The sequence below is a fragment of the Streptomyces barringtoniae genome, assembly GCF_020819595.1.
In the GTDB taxonomy this organism is placed as follows: Bacteria; Actinomycetota; Actinomycetes; order Streptomycetales; family Streptomycetaceae; genus Streptomyces; species Streptomyces barringtoniae.
Genome location: NZ_JAJHNP010000006.1, coordinates 329,832 through 345,145 on the forward strand (window position 1 = coordinate 329,832; position 15,314 = coordinate 345,145).

Here is a 15,314-nt window from a genome sequence, read left to right on the forward strand (position 1 = left end):
ACTTCGGGAGCGGAGAGTCGACGGCCTGCGCTCCTGGGGCCTGTCCGACGATGCCAGGCGTCGCGGGGCAGGCGGGAATCGTCGGACAGGCCCCAGGGACTCGGGCACCGGACCCAGTGTGGAGTACGACACATCCCCGCCACGAGGGGCTTGCGGTGACTTTTTGCGTCCGGTTCGTGACCGGTTGGTGATCCGCGGCGGAAATCCGGGCGCCGTATCCGGCCTTCATCTGGGAGGATCCCCGGGTGTCCGGACTCCTGTACGAAACCCATGTCACCGTCCACTGCGCCGATCCCGCCGAGACGGAGCGGCTGCGCGGCTGGGCGGACACGGCCGGGCTGAAGCTGACGCACGTCGTGCTGGCCCGCGGCCGGATGCGGGACCAGCCGATGCTGACCCTGGCCGGTTCGGCCACGTACGCCGAACAGTCGGCGCGCGCGGAGGGGACGGTGGCGGCGCTGCGGTCGGCCGGTTTCACGCCGGTCCGGGTGAAGGCGGAGTCGGCGCCGTGGGCACCGGAGGTGCCGGACGGGCCGTGCGGGGGCGGGCGGTACTTCGAGCACCACGTGAAGCTGCTCCTGGACGCGGAGACCGACCTGGCCTCGTTGGCCGCACGGGTCGTCCCGCACGGCGCGCACCTGTCGTGGAACGCACGCCGGGTGGGCGGGGGCGGACGGCACGAGCGGTTCGTGACGCAGCGCTGCCGGGGTGTCCGCGACGCGGAGGCCGAAGCAGCTCTGCGTCTGCTGCTCTCGGAGCTCGACGGGTTCGAGGTCCTGTCCGTGGAGCGGGAGTTCGTGCTGTACGACAGCGACGAGTCGGTGGACGACGGATGGATCGAGGAGCCGGTGGTTCAGGGGGTGCGGGGATGAGCGGGACGGATCGGGAACGGCCCACCGGGGATGTGCCTCGGACACTGACCTGGATACCGGGCGACGACGTGACCCAGCGCCCCGTCTTCGAACCGGCCCTGAAGCAGCACCAGAACGCCTACCGGGCCACCGACCCCGCTTTCGCCGACCCGGAGCGCGGCGAGGCGTGGCGTACGGCCCGGCGGCAGGCGCTGCACCTGGTCCTGGCCGCGATCGGGGACTCCGAGTGGGCCGAGTCCCTGGTGCTGCGCGGCAGTGTGCTGATGTCGCTGTGGTTCGGGGAGGCGGCCCGCGAGCCCGGTGACCTGGACTTCGTCGTCGTACCGGCGGACTGGGGGATCGAGGAGGCGCGCACGACCCGGATGCTCGACGGCATCGCGGAGGCGGCGCAGGCGCGGGCGGCGGACGCGGCAGGAGTGAGGTTCGCGGCCCGGAGCACCCTCGTGGAGGACATCTGGACCTACGACCGTGTACCCGGCCGCCGCATGCTCCTGCCCTGGTCGGCACCCGGCCTGCCCGGCGGGCACGTGCAGCTGGACTTCGTCTTCAACGAGGAGCTGCCCGAGCAGCCCGCGCCGGTCGAACTGCCCGGCCCGGCCGTGCTGTTGGCCGCGTCCCCCGCGCTGTCGCTGGCCTGGAAGCTGATGTGGCTGATCGACGACATGCATCCGCAGGGCAAGGACCTGTACGACGCCGTGCTGCTGGCCGAATCCCACCCGCTTCCCTACGACCTGCTGCTGCGGGTCTTCCAGCTCTCGGGCAGCGCCGACTCGTCCGGCCGGGACCGCGACCTGGTCACCCTGCGGGAGGTGGCACAGGCCGCGGGGTACGCCGAGTGGGACCACTTCGTCACCGAGTACCCGCGCTTCGCCCACCGCGGGCGCGAGTTCGCGAAGCGGCTGGTACAGGCGGTGACACCGACCTTCGCGGGCCGTTAGAGCGCCTCCGCGCCCCGCTCCCGCAGGGCCTGGTCGTACTGCTGCAGCACCCACATCTCGTTCTGTACGGCGGCCAGCTGGGCCGGGTCGCCGCCGGTGGCGAGGCGGGTCAGCTGGGACTGGATGTCGTGGATGCGGCGTTCGACGGCGCGGCGGCGGATCTGGACCAGGACCGTGCCGGCGTAGGTCTCGTCCACCGTGCGGCGCAGGATCGGCTCCACGGCCAGCTCGGTGACCATCGCGCGGACGGTGTCGTCGGACGCGGCCTCGCGGACCCGGACCAGGTACTCCTGCGGGTCCTGGACACCGTACTCCGCGCCGCCCGCCTCCGCGATCGTCTGGCGCACGGCCGCGTACGGCGGCGCGGTGAACTCGTCCGTGCCGTACGCGTCGAAGGCCGGGGAGACCAGCTCGGGGCGCTGCAGGGCGAGCTTGAGCAGTTCGCGTTCGGCGGCGTAGACCGGATTGCGCAGGGTCAGTGCCGGGCCGCTGCCGGCCGGGCGCGGCGCCGCCGCCCACTGCTGCTCCGCGCCGCGCGACCGGCTCTGCTGCTGCGGGCCCTTGCCCCCCTCCCGCGCCCAGCGGGCCAGCTGGGCCACGCGCCGGACCACGAACTGGGTGTCGAGGATGCCGAGCATGCCGGCCAGTTCGACGGCGACCTCGTGCTGGGCGCCGCTGTTCTTGATGCGGGCGACGATCGGCGCGGCCTCGTCCAGCGCCGCCGCCCGGCCTGCCGGGGTGTCCAGGTCGTACCGGCTCAGGATCTGGCGGAGCGCGAACTCGAAGAGGGGGGTGCGCGGTTCGGCCAGGTCCGCCACCGCCTCGTCGCCCTTGGCCAGGCGCAGCTCGCACGGGTCCATGCCGTCGGGCGCGATCGCGATGTAGGTCTCGGCGGCGAACTTCTGGTCGTCCTCGAAGGCGCGCAGGGCCGCCTTCTGGCCGGCCGCGTCGCCGTCGAAGGTGAAGATGACGCGTGCGCTGCCGTTGTCCATCAGCAGCCGGCGGAGGATCTTGATGTGGTCGCCGCCGAAGGCGGTACCGCAGGTCGCGATGGCCGTGGTCACTCCGGCCAGGTGGCAGGCCATGACGTCGGTGTAGCCCTCGACGACGACCGCGCGGCTGCTCTTCGCGATCTCCTTCTTCGCCAGGTCGATGCCGTACAGCACCTGGCTCTTCCTGTAGATCGCCGTGTCGGGCGTGTTCAGGTACTTCGGGCCGTTGTCCGCCTCGTACAGCTTGCGGGCGCCGAAGCCGACGACCTCGCCGCCGATGTCCCGGATCGGCCACATCAGGCGGCCCCGGAAGCGGTCGATGGGTCCGCGCCGGCCCTCCTGGGAGAGGCCGGACAGGAGCAGCTCCTTGTCGGAGAATCCCTTGCCGCGCAGGTAGCGGGTGAGGTGGTCCCAGCCCTGGGGGCTGTAGCCGACGCCGAAGTGGACGGCGGCGGACTGGTCGAAGCCGCGCTCGGCGAGGAAGACCCGGCCGGTCTCGGCCTCGGGGCTGGTGGCGAGCTGCTCGGCGTACCACTGCGCGGCGATCTTGTGCGCCTCGACCAGGCGGATGCGCTCGCCGCGCTGGTGGGCCGGGTTGTACCCGCCCTCCTCGTAACGCAGCGTGATGCCGGCCTGGGCGGCGAGCCGCTCCACCGCCTCCGAGAAGGAGAGGTGGTCCACCTTCATCACGAAGGTGATGGTGTCGCCGCCCTCCTGGCAGCCGAAGCAGTGGAAGAGTCCCTTGCCCGGGCTGACCTGGAAGGACGGCGACTTCTCGTCGTGGAACGGGCACAGCCCCTTGAGGTTGCCGCCGCCCGCGTTGCGCAGCTGGAGGTACTCGGAGACCACGGCGTCGATCGGGACCGCGTCCCGTACCGCCTTCACGTCCTCGTCGTTGATCCGTCCTGCCACGCGTGAATTCTACGGGGGTGCACCGACAGCCCCGGTGTTCCCGTTGTTCCCGGTGGTCAGGAAACGAGGCCGTCCAGGGGGACGTGCGGGTCGGCCAGGGCCTCCGTGTTCACGCGGGCCTTGGAACGGATCAGTTTCTGGATCTGCTCTGTGACATCCCACACGTTCACGTTCATCCCGGCCAGCACGCGTCCCTCCTTCACCCAGAACGCGATGAACTCCCGCTTCCCGGCGTCGCCCCGGATCACCACCTCGTCGTACGACCCGGCCGGCGCCCAGCCGCTGTACTCCATGCCCAGGTCGTACTGGTCGGTGAAGAAGTACGGCACGCGGTCGTACGTCACGTCCTGGCCCAGCATCGCGCGGGCCGCCGCCGGGCCGCCGTTCAGCGCGTTCGCCCAGTGCTCGACCCGCAGCCGGGTGTCGAACAGGGGGAGGGGGAAGTTCGCCACGTCGCCGGCCGCGTAGATGTCCGGGTCGGACGTGCGCAGCCGTTCGTCGACGGCGATGCCGCCGCCGTTCGCCCGGTCGGCGATCTCCAGGCCCGCCGCCTCGGCGAGGCCGACGCGCGGGGCCGCGCCGATCGCGGCGAGGACGTCGTGCGCCGGGTGTTCCTCGCCGTCGTCGGTGCGCACCGCGAGGACCATGCCGTCCTGGCCGACGATCTCGGTGAGCTCCCGCCCGAAGTGGAAGCGGACACCGTGCTCGCGGTGCAGTTCCGCGAAGACGCCGCCGAGCTCGGGGCCGAGGACGCCGTGCAGCGGGGTCGGACCGTGTTCGATCACGGTCACCTCCGCGCCGTACTCGCGGGCCGCCGCCGCGACCTCCAGGCCGATCCAGCCGGCGCCCGCGATCACGATGTGCCCGTTGTCCCGGCCGAGGGCCGCAAGGACGCCCTTGAGGCGCTCGGCGTGCGCGAGCCGGCGCAGATGGTGCACGCCCGCCAGGTCGGTGCCCGGGATGTCCAGGCGGCGGGGCTCGGCGCCGGTGACGAGCAGCAGCTTGTCGTAGCGGACGAGGGTGCCGTCGTCGCCGAAGCGGACCGTCTTCGCGCCGCGGTCGATGCGGTCCACGAACTGGCCGAGGTGCAGCTCGATGTCGTTCTGCGCGTACCAGGCCGGTTGGTGCACGAAGACGCTGTCGCGCTCCTCCTTGCCGAGCAGATAGCCCTTGGACAGCGGCGGTCGCTCGTAGGGGTGGTCACGCTCGTCACTGATCAGTATCACCCGGCCGGTGAAGCCCTCCGCCCGGAGCGTCTCGGCCGCCTTCGCGCCGGCGAGACCGCCCCCGACGATGACGAATGTCTGATCCGCGTCGACCACTTGATGCCTCCTCGTAAGGGTGCCGCCACATGCGAGCGTCCCGCACCGGGCGTGCTGCGGGAAGAGGGAGTGACCCGATCAGGCCACGGAGGGTCATGTTCCTCTCACATATGCCCCGTAAGTCTCGCGTGCAGCGAGCGCGCGGAGGCGTCGGTGAGCGAGGCGATCTGGTCGACGATCACCCGCTTGCGTGCGTGGTCGTCGCCTGCCCCGTCGAACAGGGCCCGAAACTGCGGATCCAGCCCGTCCGGCGCGCGGGCGGTCAGCGCCTCCGCCAGCTCCGCCACGACGACCCGCTGGTCCGCGCGCAGCCTCTCCTGCTCGGCGCGCTGCATCACGTACCGGTCCGCGACGGCCTTGAGCACCGCGCACTCCATGCGGGCCTCGCGGGGTACGACGAGTTCGGCGTCGTAGCGGGTGAGCCGGCCGGTGCCGTACGCGGCGCGGGTGGCGCCCTCGGCGGCCAGGCAGAACCGGCCGATGAGCTGGCTGGTGGCGTCCTTCAGGCGGGCCTGGGCGACCGCGGTGCCGTCGTAGCCGTGTGGCCACCACTCCTCGTCCTGGAGGCGGTCGAGGGCGGCGGAGAGTTCGGCCGGGTCGGTGCCGGCGGGTACGTACCGGCCGACGGCGACCTCGAACACCGCCTGCCGCTCGGGCTCGGCGTGCAGACAGTTGGGGTCGATGTGACCGGCGTGCAGGCCGTCCTCGACGTCGTGCACCGAGTACGCCACGTCGTCCGACCAGTCCATGACCTGCGCCTCGAAGCAGGTGCGGGTGCCGGGCGCGTGCGCTCGGACCCAGTCGAACACCGGGCGGTCGTCCCCGTAGACGCCGAACTTCCGCGACGCCGGGTCGGTGGGGTGGGCGCCGCGCGGCCAGGGGTACTTGGTGGCGGCGTCGAGGGTGGCGCGGGTGAGGTTGAGGCCGACCGAGCGGTCCTCGGTGAACCGTTTGGGCTCGATGCGGGTGAGGAGCCGGAGGGACTGGGCGTTGCCCTCGAAGCCGCCGCAGTCGTCCGCGAAGGCGTTCAGGGCCTGTTCGCCGTTGTGACCGAAGGGCGGGTGGCCGAGGTCGTGGGCGAGGCAGGCGGCCTCCACCAGGTCGGGGTCACAGCCGAGGGCCGCGCCCAGCTCCCGGCCTACCTGGGCGCATTCGAGCGAGTGGGTGAGCCTCGTTCTGGGGCTGGCGTCCCAGGCGCTGGCGCTGCGCTCGCCCGGCGTGACGACCTGTGTCTTGCCGGCGAGTCTTCTGAGCGCGGCGGAGTGCAGGATGCGGGCGCGGTCGCGTTGGAAGGCGGTGCGGCCGGGGCGTTTGTCCGGCTCGGGGGCCCAACGCTCTGCTGAAGTGGGGTCGTAGGTTCCGTTGGGTGTGCCTTCCATGATTCGACAGTAAGCGTCGGCAGTGACAAAAGGGCGTTGGCGGTGCGCCCAATCGTCTGCCGGGGTGTGTCGTTCCGCGGGTACGGGTGCGTGCCCCGCCGTTTCTTTCAGGCCGAAGCCAGTTCCGTCTGCCTCGTCACCCGTGCCTGGTCGTACCGGTGCAGGATCAGGCGTGCCATCGCCGGGTGCGCGCCCAGCGGAGCTGCGGCCACCCACGGCGCCGCCTCGGCGCACTGCGTCGCGAAACGCCCGGGAGCCGTGAAGCAGGAGGCGATCGCCACCCGGTGCCGGCCGCGTGCCGCCAGGGCCCGTAGCGCCGTCGGGACGGCCGGGGTCGCCGCCGAGGCGTAGGCGGGGACGACCGGCACGCCCAGCCGTTCCGCCAGGAGGCGGGCCGTGCGGCGGGTGTCGGTGGCCGAGTCGGGGTCGCGGGAGCCGGCCGCGGCCAGGACGACCGCGCTCGCGCGGCGGGTGACCGAGTCCGGGGCCGGGGGCCAGCCGGCCTCCAGGAGACGGTCGTAGAGGGTCTCCACCAGGAGCGGGTGCGGGCCGAGCGGGGCGGCCAGGCGGGTGGGTGCCGGTGCGGCGGCGGCCATCTCGGGGATGTCCTGCTTGACGTGGTAGCCGCGGGAGAGGAGCAGGGGGACCAGGACGGCGGGGGTGTCGCCGAGAGCGGCGAGGGTGTCCGGGAGCAGGGGGGCGTTCAGCTCGATGTGGCCCAGGCGGACCGGGAGGGCGGGGCGCAGTTCGCGCACCCGGTCCGCCAGCGTCCGTACGGTCTCCAGGGCGCGCGGGTCGCGGCTGCCGTGGGCGACCAGGACGAGGGCGGGCGGGGCCGTGCGGCGGTGGCCGAGCGGCGAGACCAGACGGAGCCGGCCGACGAGCTGGTGGCTGATGCTGTCCATGAGGTGCGCCGTGCTGTCGAGATGGACGCGGGACTCGGAGCGGGGAGGTTGCGACGCCGTCATGCAAGGATCCTGACGGCGCCAGGTTGCGTGGCCGTTGCCGGGCCGTCACGGGCGTTTTCCGCTGCTTCACGTCGTACGGATGCTCGATGTGAGGCGAACCGGACGGCCGCCGGTGGCGTCCTCCATGGTCGGAACCGGTCGGAACCGATCCCTGGGGGGCCGTATGAAGATCCGTCGACCGCGGCTGCCGCGCACCCGCACCGGGCAGCGGCGGCTGGTGCAGGCCGTGATGGCCGGGTGTGTGCTGGCGCTGCTGCCGGCGACCTGGCTGTTCGTGTCCACGGCGGACCGGCTGCGCACGACGGCGGACGCCCCGCCGGCACCCGTCGCGGTCGTCTTCGGCGCGGGGCTGTGGAACGGGGAGCCGTCGCCGTATCTGGCGCACCGGCTGGACGCTGCGGCGCGGCTGTACCGGGCGGGGCGGATCAAGGTCGTGCTCGTCACCGGGGACAACAGCCGCAAGGACTACGACGAGCCCGACGCCATGCGTGCCTACCTGAAGAAGCACGGGGTGCCGGACCGGCGGATCGTCAGTGACTACGCCGGGTTCGACACCTGGGACTCCTGTGTGCGGGCCAAGAAGATCTTCGGTGTGGACCGGGCTGTGCTGATCAGCCAGGGTTTTCACATCCGGCGTGCGGTGGCGCTGTGCGAGGCGGCGGGCGTGGACTCGTACGGGGTCGGGGTCGACGCCAAGCACGACGTGACCTGGTACTACGGCGGGACACGCGAGGTGTTCGCGGCGGGCAAGGCGGTGCTGGACGCGGTGTTCCGTCCGGATCCGACCTTCCTCGGGCCGCGGGAGCACGGCGTCACCGAGGCGCTGACGGCGGCGCGGGACTGAACATGGAGATCACGGACCTGACACCCGCCGAGCGCCGCGTCCGGGACGCCTTCCCGTTCGGCGAAGGGGTCGACTTCCGGGAGGGCGACGACGAGGACCCCGCGCAGGGCGCCTCATGGGGCCCGGAGCGAACACTGCGGGCGGAGGTGCTGCGCGAGCTGCTGCTGGACGGGCCGGTGCGGGAGGGGCGGATCGCCGGGCTGAAGGTGTGGGGCGCGCGCGTCACCGGGCGGCTGGACCTCAAGTACGGCACGGTCAGCCATCCGGTCCGGCTGCGTTTCTGCCACTTCGAGGAGGCGCCCGAACTGTACGGGGCGCGGGTCGTCGCGCTGGTCCTGAGCGACTCGGTGCTGCCGGGGCTGACGGCCGGGAACCTGCGCGCCGAAGGGGTCGTGCGGATCAGCTGCTGCCGGATCACGGGGCCGGTACGGCTCCAGGGGGCGAAGCTGGCCGGGGCGTTCTTCGCGGGCGGTGCGCGGCTCGGCAGTCCCGGCGAGGTCCCCGAGGAGCCCGTGCTCCAGCTCAACCACGCCGAGGTGGCCACCGACGTGTGGGCCCCGGGACTGGTCGCGCACGGAAAGGTGCACCTGAACGGGGCGGTCGTCGGCGGACAGGTAAATCTCAACGACGCCGAGCTGAACGCCCCCGGCGGCTCCGCCCTGCACGCCGAGGTCCTGACGGTCGGCACCGACCTGCACGCCATGCGGCTGCGGACCCACGGCCGGGTCAATCTGGCCGGTGCCAGGATTCCCCGTCAGCTCAACCTCGCCCACGCCCGCCTGTCCAACCCGGGCGGCCAGGCCCTGCGCGCCAGCAGCAGTGTCATCGGGGAGCTGTGGCTGCGCGAGGCCGCGCCCATCGTGGGAGCGGTCAATCTGCGCCGGGCCCAGCTCGACCTGCTGCACGTGCCGCCCGGGGTGTGGCCCCGGCAGGTCCAGCTCGACGGGCTCGGCTACCGCGTCCTGACCCCGCACCTGACCGCCGAGCAGCGTCTTCCGCTGCTGGAACGCGAGCCGGACGGCTACCTTCCGCAGCCCTACGAGCAGCTCACCACGGCCTACCGCACGGTGGGCGACGAAGCCGCCGCACGCACCGTCCAGCTGGCCAAGCTCCGCCGGCACCGCCGTACCCTGCCGCCGTACGCCCGGCTGTGGGGCTTTCTCCAGGACGCGGCCGTCGGCTACGGCTTCCGCCCGATGCGGGCCGCGGGCTGGCTGCTGCTCCTGCTGTGCACCGGCACGCTCGCCTTCGCCCTGCACCATCCGCCCGCGCTCAAGCCCGCCGAGGCGCCCGCGTTCAACCCGCTCTTCTACACGCTCGACCTGCTGCTGCCGATCATCGACTTCGGCCAGGAGGGGGCGTACGCGCCGCGCGGGTGGTACCAGTGGCTGTCGTATCTGCTGATCGTCACCGGCTGGGTGCTGGCGACGACGATCGCGGCGGGCGTCAGCCGCTCACTGAGCCGGCAGTAGGGACCTCACGGCGTCACCGGCCCGGCGGGGAGGCCGCCGTGCCGGGCGTGTAACCGGAAGCGGTCGGGGCCGTAACACGCCCGACGCACGCTGGCGGCATGGAACCGATCGCCTCGACGCCCACCCACTGCCCGTACTGCGCCTTGCAGTGCGGGATGAACATCATGCCCCTGCCGCAGGGGGGCGTCGAGGTGACCGAGCGGACGGACTTCCCGGTGAACCGGGGCGCGCTGTGCGGCAAGGGCCGTACGGCGGCCGAGGTGCTGTCGCCGGCGGTACGGCTGACCTCGCCGCTGGTGCGCTCCGGGGGCCGGCTGGCCGAGGCGGGCTGGCCCGAGGCGCTGGACCGGATCGCCGAGCGGCTCGGGACCATACGGCAGGAGCACGGCGCGGACGCGGTGGGCGTGTTCGGCGGGGGCGGGCTGACGAACGAGAAGGCGTACACGCTCGGGAAGTTCGCCCGGGTGGTGCTCGGCACCTCGCAGATCGACTACAACGGCCGGTTCTGCATGTCCTCGGCCGCGGCGGCGGGCACCAGGGCGTTCGGTCTCGACCGGGGTCTGCCCTTCCCCCTGGAGGACATCCCGAAGACCGGCTGCGTGATCCTCGTCGGTTCGAACCTCGCGGAGACCATGCCGCCGTCCCTGCGCTTCTTCACCGAACTGCGGGAGAACGGCGGCACGTTGATCGTCGTCGACCCGCGCCGGACGAGGACGGCCGAGCAGGCGGACCTGCACCTGGCTCCCCGCCCCGGCACCGACCTCGCCCTGGCCCTCGGCCTGCTGCACCTGGTGGTGGCGGAGGGGCGGACGGACGAGGAGTACATCCGGGAGCGGACGACGGGCTGGGAGCAGGCGCGCGCGGCGGCGATGGCGCACTGGCCGGAGCACGTGGAGCGGATCACGGGGGTGTCCGTCCCGCAACTGCGCGAGGCCGTACGGCTGTTCTGCGAGCCGGAGTCGGCGATGGTGCTCACCGCACGCGGGCCGGAGCAGCAGTCCAAGGGGACGGACACGGTGGGCGCGTGGATCAACCTGTGCCTGGCGACCGGCCGGGCGGGCCGCCCGCTGTCCGGGTACGGCTGTCTGACCGGGCAGGGCAACGGGCAGGGCGGCCGCGAACACGGCCAGAAGGCCGACCAGTTGCCCGGCTACCGCAAGCTGGACGACCCGGCGGCACGGGCGCACGTGGCCGGAGTGTGGGGCGTCGACCCGGATACGCTCCCCGGCCCCGGACGCAGCGCGTACGAACTCCTCGACGCCCTCGGCACGGACATCAGGGCGCTGCTGCTGATGGGCTCCAACCCGGTGGTGTCGGCGCCGCGCGCGGCTCACGTGGAGGAGCGCATCAAGTCCCTCGACTTCCTGGCCGTTTGTGACGTCGTACTGTCGGAGACGGCAGAGCTGGCGGACGTGGTCCTGCCGGTGACGCAGTGGGCGGAGGAGTCGGGCACGACGACCAGCCTGGAGGGCAGGGTCCTGCTGCGCCGCCGGGCGGTCACCCCGCCGCCCGGCGTCCACAGCGACCTGTACGTCCTGCACGAGCTGGCCGCGCGCCTCGGCGTGGAGAAGGGCTTCCCGACCGAACCGGAGGAGGCCTTCGACGAACTCCGCCGGGCGAGCGCGGGCGGCCCGGCGGACTACTCGGGGATCACCTACGGGAGGCTGGCCAGGGAGAACGGGGTGTTCTGGCCGTGCCCGGAGCCGGCGGAGGACGCCACGGACGAGGCCCACCCGGGCACCCCCCGCCTCTTCCTCGACCGGTTCGCCACCGACGACGGCCGCGCCCGGTTCGTCGCCGTGGCGCACCGGGCGACGGCGGAGGAACCGGACGCCGAGTACCCGCTGCTGCTGACCACCGGCCGGGTGGTCGCGCAGTACCAGTCGGGCGCCCAGACCCGGCGGGTGACCGAGCTGAACGCCGCCGCTCCCGGCCCCTTCGTGGAACTGCACCCCCGGCTCGCGGCCCGGATCGGTGCCGCAGACGGGGATCCGGTGACCGTGACCTCCCGCCGGGGCCGGGCGACCGCCCCCGCCCGGATCACCTCCGCCATCCGCCCGGACACCGTCTTCATGCCCTTCCACTGGCCCGGCGAGGGCCGCGCCAACACCCTGACCAACCCGGCACTCGACCCCACGTCCCGGATGCCGGAGTTCAAGTCGTGCGCGGTGCGGGTGGAGACGGCGGCGTCCCCGGGCACCTCGTCCCGAACGCCGGCGGCTGCGCGTCAGGGTGCCCGGCCGACGTAGATTGCCGGTATGGCTGACATGGACGGGTTCGACCTGAGCGCCTACCTGGAGCGTATCGGCTGGCAGGGCGGCCGGCGGCCCGGCCTGGGGACGCTGCGGGGCATCCACCTGGCCCACGCCCTGTCCCTGCCGTTCGAGAACCTGGACCCGCTGAGCGGCCGGGCGCCCTCGCTGGCGCCCGGTGACCTCACGGCCAAGATGGTCCACGGGCGGCGCGGCGGCTACTGCTACGAGCACAACACCCTCCTGTGGCTCGCCCTGGAGGCGCTCGGCTTCCCGGTCTGCGGGCTGGCCGGGCGGGTGGTCCTGGGCGCCCCGACGCCCTGGAGCCGGCCGCGCACGCACATGATGCTGCGGGTCGAGGTCCCGGGCGAAGCCGAGCCGTATCTGGCGGACGTGGGTTTCGGCGCGTCCGGATCCCTCCTGACCCCGATCCCGCTGACCACCGGCACCGAGTCCGAAGGAGCCGGACGCCGGCACCGGCTGATCGCGCGGCCGTCCGAGGGACCGCTCGAAGGGCCGCTGGAACTGCTGGAGTTGCAGGTGTACGACCGCCAGGAGCAGGGCTGGGTGGGTCAGTACGCGTTCACCCTGGAGCCGTTCGCCGCCCCGGACTACGAGGTGTTCAACTGGCACGTCGGCACCAACCCCCGCTCCCCCTTCACCAGGCGCCCGTACCTCCAGCGGACCACCGCCGAGCGCCATCTCGCCCTGGACGGCGACCGGTTGACCGAGACCGGCGCCGGCGGCACGGTCACCGAGCGCAGAATCACGGACGAGACGGAGGCGCGGCGCGTGGCGGAGGAGGAGTTCGGGATCGTGGTGCCGGAGGGCCTGAGGCTGCTCGCCTGACTCAGCGCCGGGACAGCCAGTCGCCGCCCTCGATGGGGGTGCCGGTGGCACGGAGGCGGGCGGCGACGGGCGGGGCGGCCAGGTAGACCCAGGCGAGGGCGGTCGTGCCGTCGGCGGTGCGCAGGACGTTGCGGGCCGCGCGTACGTAGAGGTTGCGGGGGTCGCCCGGCGTGTACTCCTCCAGGCGGTCCAGGGCGGCGAGCAGGCCGGCGTACGACTCCCGCCGGGCGGTGACCAGTTCGCCCCGGATCTCACCGCCCGGCCGGTCCACGGCGTAGGGGTAGCCGGGGCCGTCGTACAGCGCGGCGTCCCGCAGGCGGGCCGGTTCCTCCGACGTGGTGCGGCCCCGCAGGAACAGGTCGTGGTTGGCCTCGCCGGGGCGGAGGGTGCCGTAGACGAAGAACGGCAGCGGCGTTCCGGGCTCCTCAGGGTGGTTCTCGTTCTCCTCGCTGATCACGGAAACGATTCTCTACCCCCTTCGGCTCCACACACATCTCCATGAAGGGGCTATGGACATGACATGTCAGGGCCCCTTAAATCACTGGGGACATCAGCGCCGCCCCCACGCCTTGACGGGCGCTTCCCCGAGGAGATCCATGAGCCGGATACGCCAGCACGTCCGAGGATCCCGTCGTCTCGCCACCACCGCCGGTGTCGCCGTCACCACCGCGACCCTGCTGTCAGTGACCCTCTCCCCCGCCGCCCACGCCGACGCCAGACCGACCAGGGCCACCGCGATCCAGAACGCGGCGTCGGCACTCCTGGCCCACGCCGCGAGCCTGGGCCTGACCCCCGCCGAGGACACCAGCGTCCGCGACGTGATCGTGGACAGGAACGGCACCCAGCACGTCCGCTACGACCGCACCTACCACGGACTGCCCGTGCTGGGCGGCGACTTCGTGGTCCACCTGGCTCCGAACGGCACCTACCGCAGCGCGAACCGGGCCACCCGCAGCCCGATATCCCTCGGCTCGATCCTCCCGGAGATCTCGGCCCCCAAGGCAGCCGACCTCGCCGTGAACGCCCTGCGCGCCGCCAACCTCGGGGACGCGCTCAAGCAGGTCAAGGCCAAGCCCGAGCTGATCGTCGACGCCCTGCACGGCACCCCGAGGCTCGCCTGGCGCACCAACGCGGTCGGCCTGGACTCGCTCGGCAACCCGGTCGCCCGTACCGTGCTGACCGACGCCCGCACCGGCCGCCAGATCGACGCCTGGGACAGCATCGAGACCGCCGCCGGCGACGGAAAGTCGCTGTACAGCGGGACGGTGCCGCTGGAGACGACCCAGTCGGGATCGTCGTACCAGCTCAAGGACCCGACGCGCGGCAACACCTACACCGGTGACGCCGAGGGCAAGACGGACCTGTGCTTCTTCGGCATCTGCTTCAGCCGGGCGCCCGCGGACCTGTTCACGGACGCCGACAACCACTGGGGCACCGGCACCACCTCCGACCGCGCCTCGGCCGCCGTCGACGCCCAGTACGGCACCAACACGACCTGGGACTACTACAAGAACGTCCAGGGGCGCAACGGCATCGGGGGCGACGGCAAGGGCTCGTACAACCGTGTCCACTACGGCAGCAACTACAACAACGCCTTCTGGGACGACAGTTGCTTCTGCATGACGTACGGCGACGGGGACGGCACCACCTTCGGGCCGCTGGTCGCCCTCGACGTCGCCGGGCACGAGATGACCCACGGGGTCACCTCCAAGACGGCCGCGCTGACCTACTCCGGCGAGTCCGGCGGCCTCAACGAGGCCACCTCGGACATCCTCGGCACGATGGTGGAGTGGTACGCGAACAACCCGTCCGACCCCGGTGACTACCTCATCGGCGAGAAGATCGTGAAGTCCGGCTTCGGCCACACCGCCCTGCGCTACATGGACAAGCCGTCCAAGGACGGCAACTCGGCGGACTACTGGAGCTCGTCGGTCGGGAACCTCGACGTCCACTACTCCTCCGGCGTCGCCAACCACTTCGCCTACCTGCTGGCGGAGGGCAGCGGCCCGAAGACCATCAACGGCGTCAGCTACGACTCCCCCACCTCCAACGGCTCCACGGTCACCGGCATCGGCCGGGACAAGGTCGGCAAGATCTGGTACCGGGCGCTGACGGTCTACATGACCTCCTCCACGAACTACGCGGGCGCGAGGACGGCGACGCTGAACGCCGCGAAGGACCTGTACGGCGCGGGCAGCACGGAGTACAACGCGGTGGCGGCGGCCTGGAGCGCCGTCAACGTGAACTGAGCCCGCATCGGGTACGACGGGCCGCGGCCGCCCCGGCGATGGTTCCGGGGCGGCCGCGGTCTGCTGCGCCGCCCCTGCCGTCACCCGTGCAACGGACGGCGTCGCTCCATTCGTGTTTTCTTCATACCGGTCATTCCTCTGGGGCCCTCGTACGCCTGTGACCTGACGGAATCCGGCGGCGGCTAGGCCGTGTGGGGGGTCGGCGGGACACCCGTTCACCGCAATTCTGACGGGCCATCAGGGAGCGCGACTGCCGGACTGCGAC

Annotated in this window: 12 protein-coding genes; 7 read left to right on the forward strand and 5 right to left on the reverse strand. The window is 72.4% G+C overall.

Annotated elements, in window-relative coordinates; genetic code table 11:
* The first annotated feature begins 245 nt into the window (after positions 1-245).
* Complete coding sequence (locus tag LMU33_RS13120; RefSeq protein ID WP_228620249.1) at positions 246-872, forward strand: hypothetical protein; 627 nt, start codon at positions 246-248, stop codon at positions 870-872.
* Positions 833-1,810 (forward strand): nucleotidyl transferase AbiEii/AbiGii toxin family protein, encoded by a 978-nt coding sequence (locus LMU33_RS13125; RefSeq protein ID WP_443728965.1) that lies wholly within the window; start codon positions 833-835, stop codon positions 1,808-1,810. Before LMU33_RS13120 ends, LMU33_RS13125 begins: the two co-directional genes overlap by 40 nt.
* Here LMU33_RS13125 and dnaG read toward each other — a convergent pair.
* The 4 genes from dnaG to LMU33_RS13145 form a co-directional block, all read right to left on the reverse strand.
* Entirely contained in the window at positions 1,807-3,714 is a 1,908-nt protein-coding gene (dnaG, locus tag LMU33_RS13130; RefSeq protein WP_228620253.1) for a DNA primase, read from the reverse strand. The genes LMU33_RS13125 and dnaG overlap by 4 nt on opposite strands.
* Before the next feature lie 56 nt (positions 3,715-3,770).
* Positions 3,771-5,036: an NAD(P)/FAD-dependent oxidoreductase gene (locus LMU33_RS13135; protein ID WP_228620255.1), complete on the reverse strand. Its 1,266-nt coding sequence runs from the start codon at positions 5,034-5,036 to the stop codon at positions 3,771-3,773.
* 104 nt (positions 5,037-5,140) lie between these two features.
* Positions 5,141-6,415 carry a deoxyguanosinetriphosphate triphosphohydrolase gene (locus tag LMU33_RS13140; RefSeq protein ID WP_228620257.1) on the reverse strand — a complete coding sequence of 425 codons (1,275 nt, stop codon included), beginning with the start codon at positions 6,413-6,415 and terminating at the stop codon, positions 5,141-5,143.
* Positions 6,416-6,522: 107 nt separating this feature from the next.
* A complete protein-coding gene (locus tag LMU33_RS13145) occupies positions 6,523-7,383 on the reverse strand; it encodes a sirohydrochlorin chelatase (protein WP_228620258.1) in 861 nt (286 codons plus the stop codon).
* Between the two features lie 163 nt (positions 7,384-7,546).
* Between LMU33_RS13145 and LMU33_RS13150 the strand changes: the two genes are divergently transcribed.
* The 4 genes from LMU33_RS13150 to LMU33_RS13165 all read left to right on the forward strand — a co-directional run bounded on the left by LMU33_RS13150 (position 7,547) and on the right by LMU33_RS13165 (position 12,800).
* Complete coding sequence (locus LMU33_RS13150; RefSeq protein ID WP_228620260.1) at positions 7,547-8,227, forward strand: SanA/YdcF family protein; 681 nt, start codon at positions 7,547-7,549, stop codon at positions 8,225-8,227.
* A 2-nt stretch (positions 8,228-8,229) separates the two neighbouring features.
* Complete coding sequence (locus LMU33_RS13155) at positions 8,230-9,699, forward strand: membrane-associated oxidoreductase (RefSeq protein WP_228620262.1); 1,470 nt, start codon at positions 8,230-8,232, stop codon at positions 9,697-9,699.
* Between the two features lie 98 nt (positions 9,700-9,797).
* Positions 9,798-11,948 carry a molybdopterin oxidoreductase family protein gene (locus tag LMU33_RS13160; protein WP_228620264.1) on the forward strand — a complete coding sequence of 717 codons (2,151 nt, stop codon included), beginning with the start codon at positions 9,798-9,800 and terminating at the stop codon, positions 11,946-11,948.
* Between the two features lie 9 nt (positions 11,949-11,957).
* Positions 11,958-12,800 carry an arylamine N-acetyltransferase family protein gene (locus tag LMU33_RS13165; RefSeq protein ID WP_228620266.1) on the forward strand — a complete coding sequence of 281 codons (843 nt, stop codon included), beginning with the start codon at positions 11,958-11,960 and terminating at the stop codon, positions 12,798-12,800.
* A gap of 1 nt (position 12,801) precedes the next feature.
* Here LMU33_RS13165 and LMU33_RS13170 read toward each other — a convergent pair whose 3' ends face one another.
* Positions 12,802-13,257 (reverse strand): gamma-glutamylcyclotransferase family protein, encoded by a 456-nt coding sequence (locus LMU33_RS13170; protein ID WP_228620268.1) that lies wholly within the window; start codon positions 13,255-13,257, stop codon positions 12,802-12,804.
* A gap of 139 nt (positions 13,258-13,396) precedes the next feature.
* Here LMU33_RS13170 and LMU33_RS13175 point away from each other — a divergent pair, with 139 nt between their 5' ends.
* A complete protein-coding gene (locus LMU33_RS13175; RefSeq protein WP_228620270.1) occupies positions 13,397-15,049 on the forward strand; it encodes a M4 family metallopeptidase in 1,653 nt (550 codons plus the stop codon).
* Positions 15,050-15,314 lie beyond the last annotated feature (265 nt).

What these genes read in the sequence shown, in the direction of transcription:
- LMU33_RS13155 (WP_228620262.1), top strand. Translation starts at nt 8,230, where the DNA reads ATGGAGATCACGGACCTGACACCCGCCGAGCGCCGCGTCCGGGACGCC.
- LMU33_RS13125 (WP_443728965.1), top strand. Translation starts at nt 833, where the DNA reads ATGGATCGAGGAGCCGGTGGTTCAGGGGGTGCGGGGATGAGCGGGACG.
- LMU33_RS13140 (WP_228620257.1), bottom strand. Translation starts at nt 6,415, where the DNA reads ATGGAAGGCACACCCAACGGAACCTACGACCCCACTTCAGCAGAGCGT.
- LMU33_RS13165 (WP_228620266.1), top strand. Translation starts at nt 11,958, where the DNA reads ATGGCTGACATGGACGGGTTCGACCTGAGCGCCTACCTGGAGCGTATC.
- LMU33_RS13150 (WP_228620260.1), top strand. Translation starts at nt 7,547, where the DNA reads ATGAAGATCCGTCGACCGCGGCTGCCGCGCACCCGCACCGGGCAGCGG.
- LMU33_RS13175 (WP_228620270.1), top strand. Translation starts at nt 13,397, where the DNA reads ATGAGCCGGATACGCCAGCACGTCCGAGGATCCCGTCGTCTCGCCACC.
- LMU33_RS13145 (WP_228620258.1), bottom strand. Translation starts at nt 7,383, where the DNA reads ATGACGGCGTCGCAACCTCCCCGCTCCGAGTCCCGCGTCCATCTCGAC.
- LMU33_RS13160 (WP_228620264.1), top strand. Translation starts at nt 9,798, where the DNA reads ATGGAACCGATCGCCTCGACGCCCACCCACTGCCCGTACTGCGCCTTG.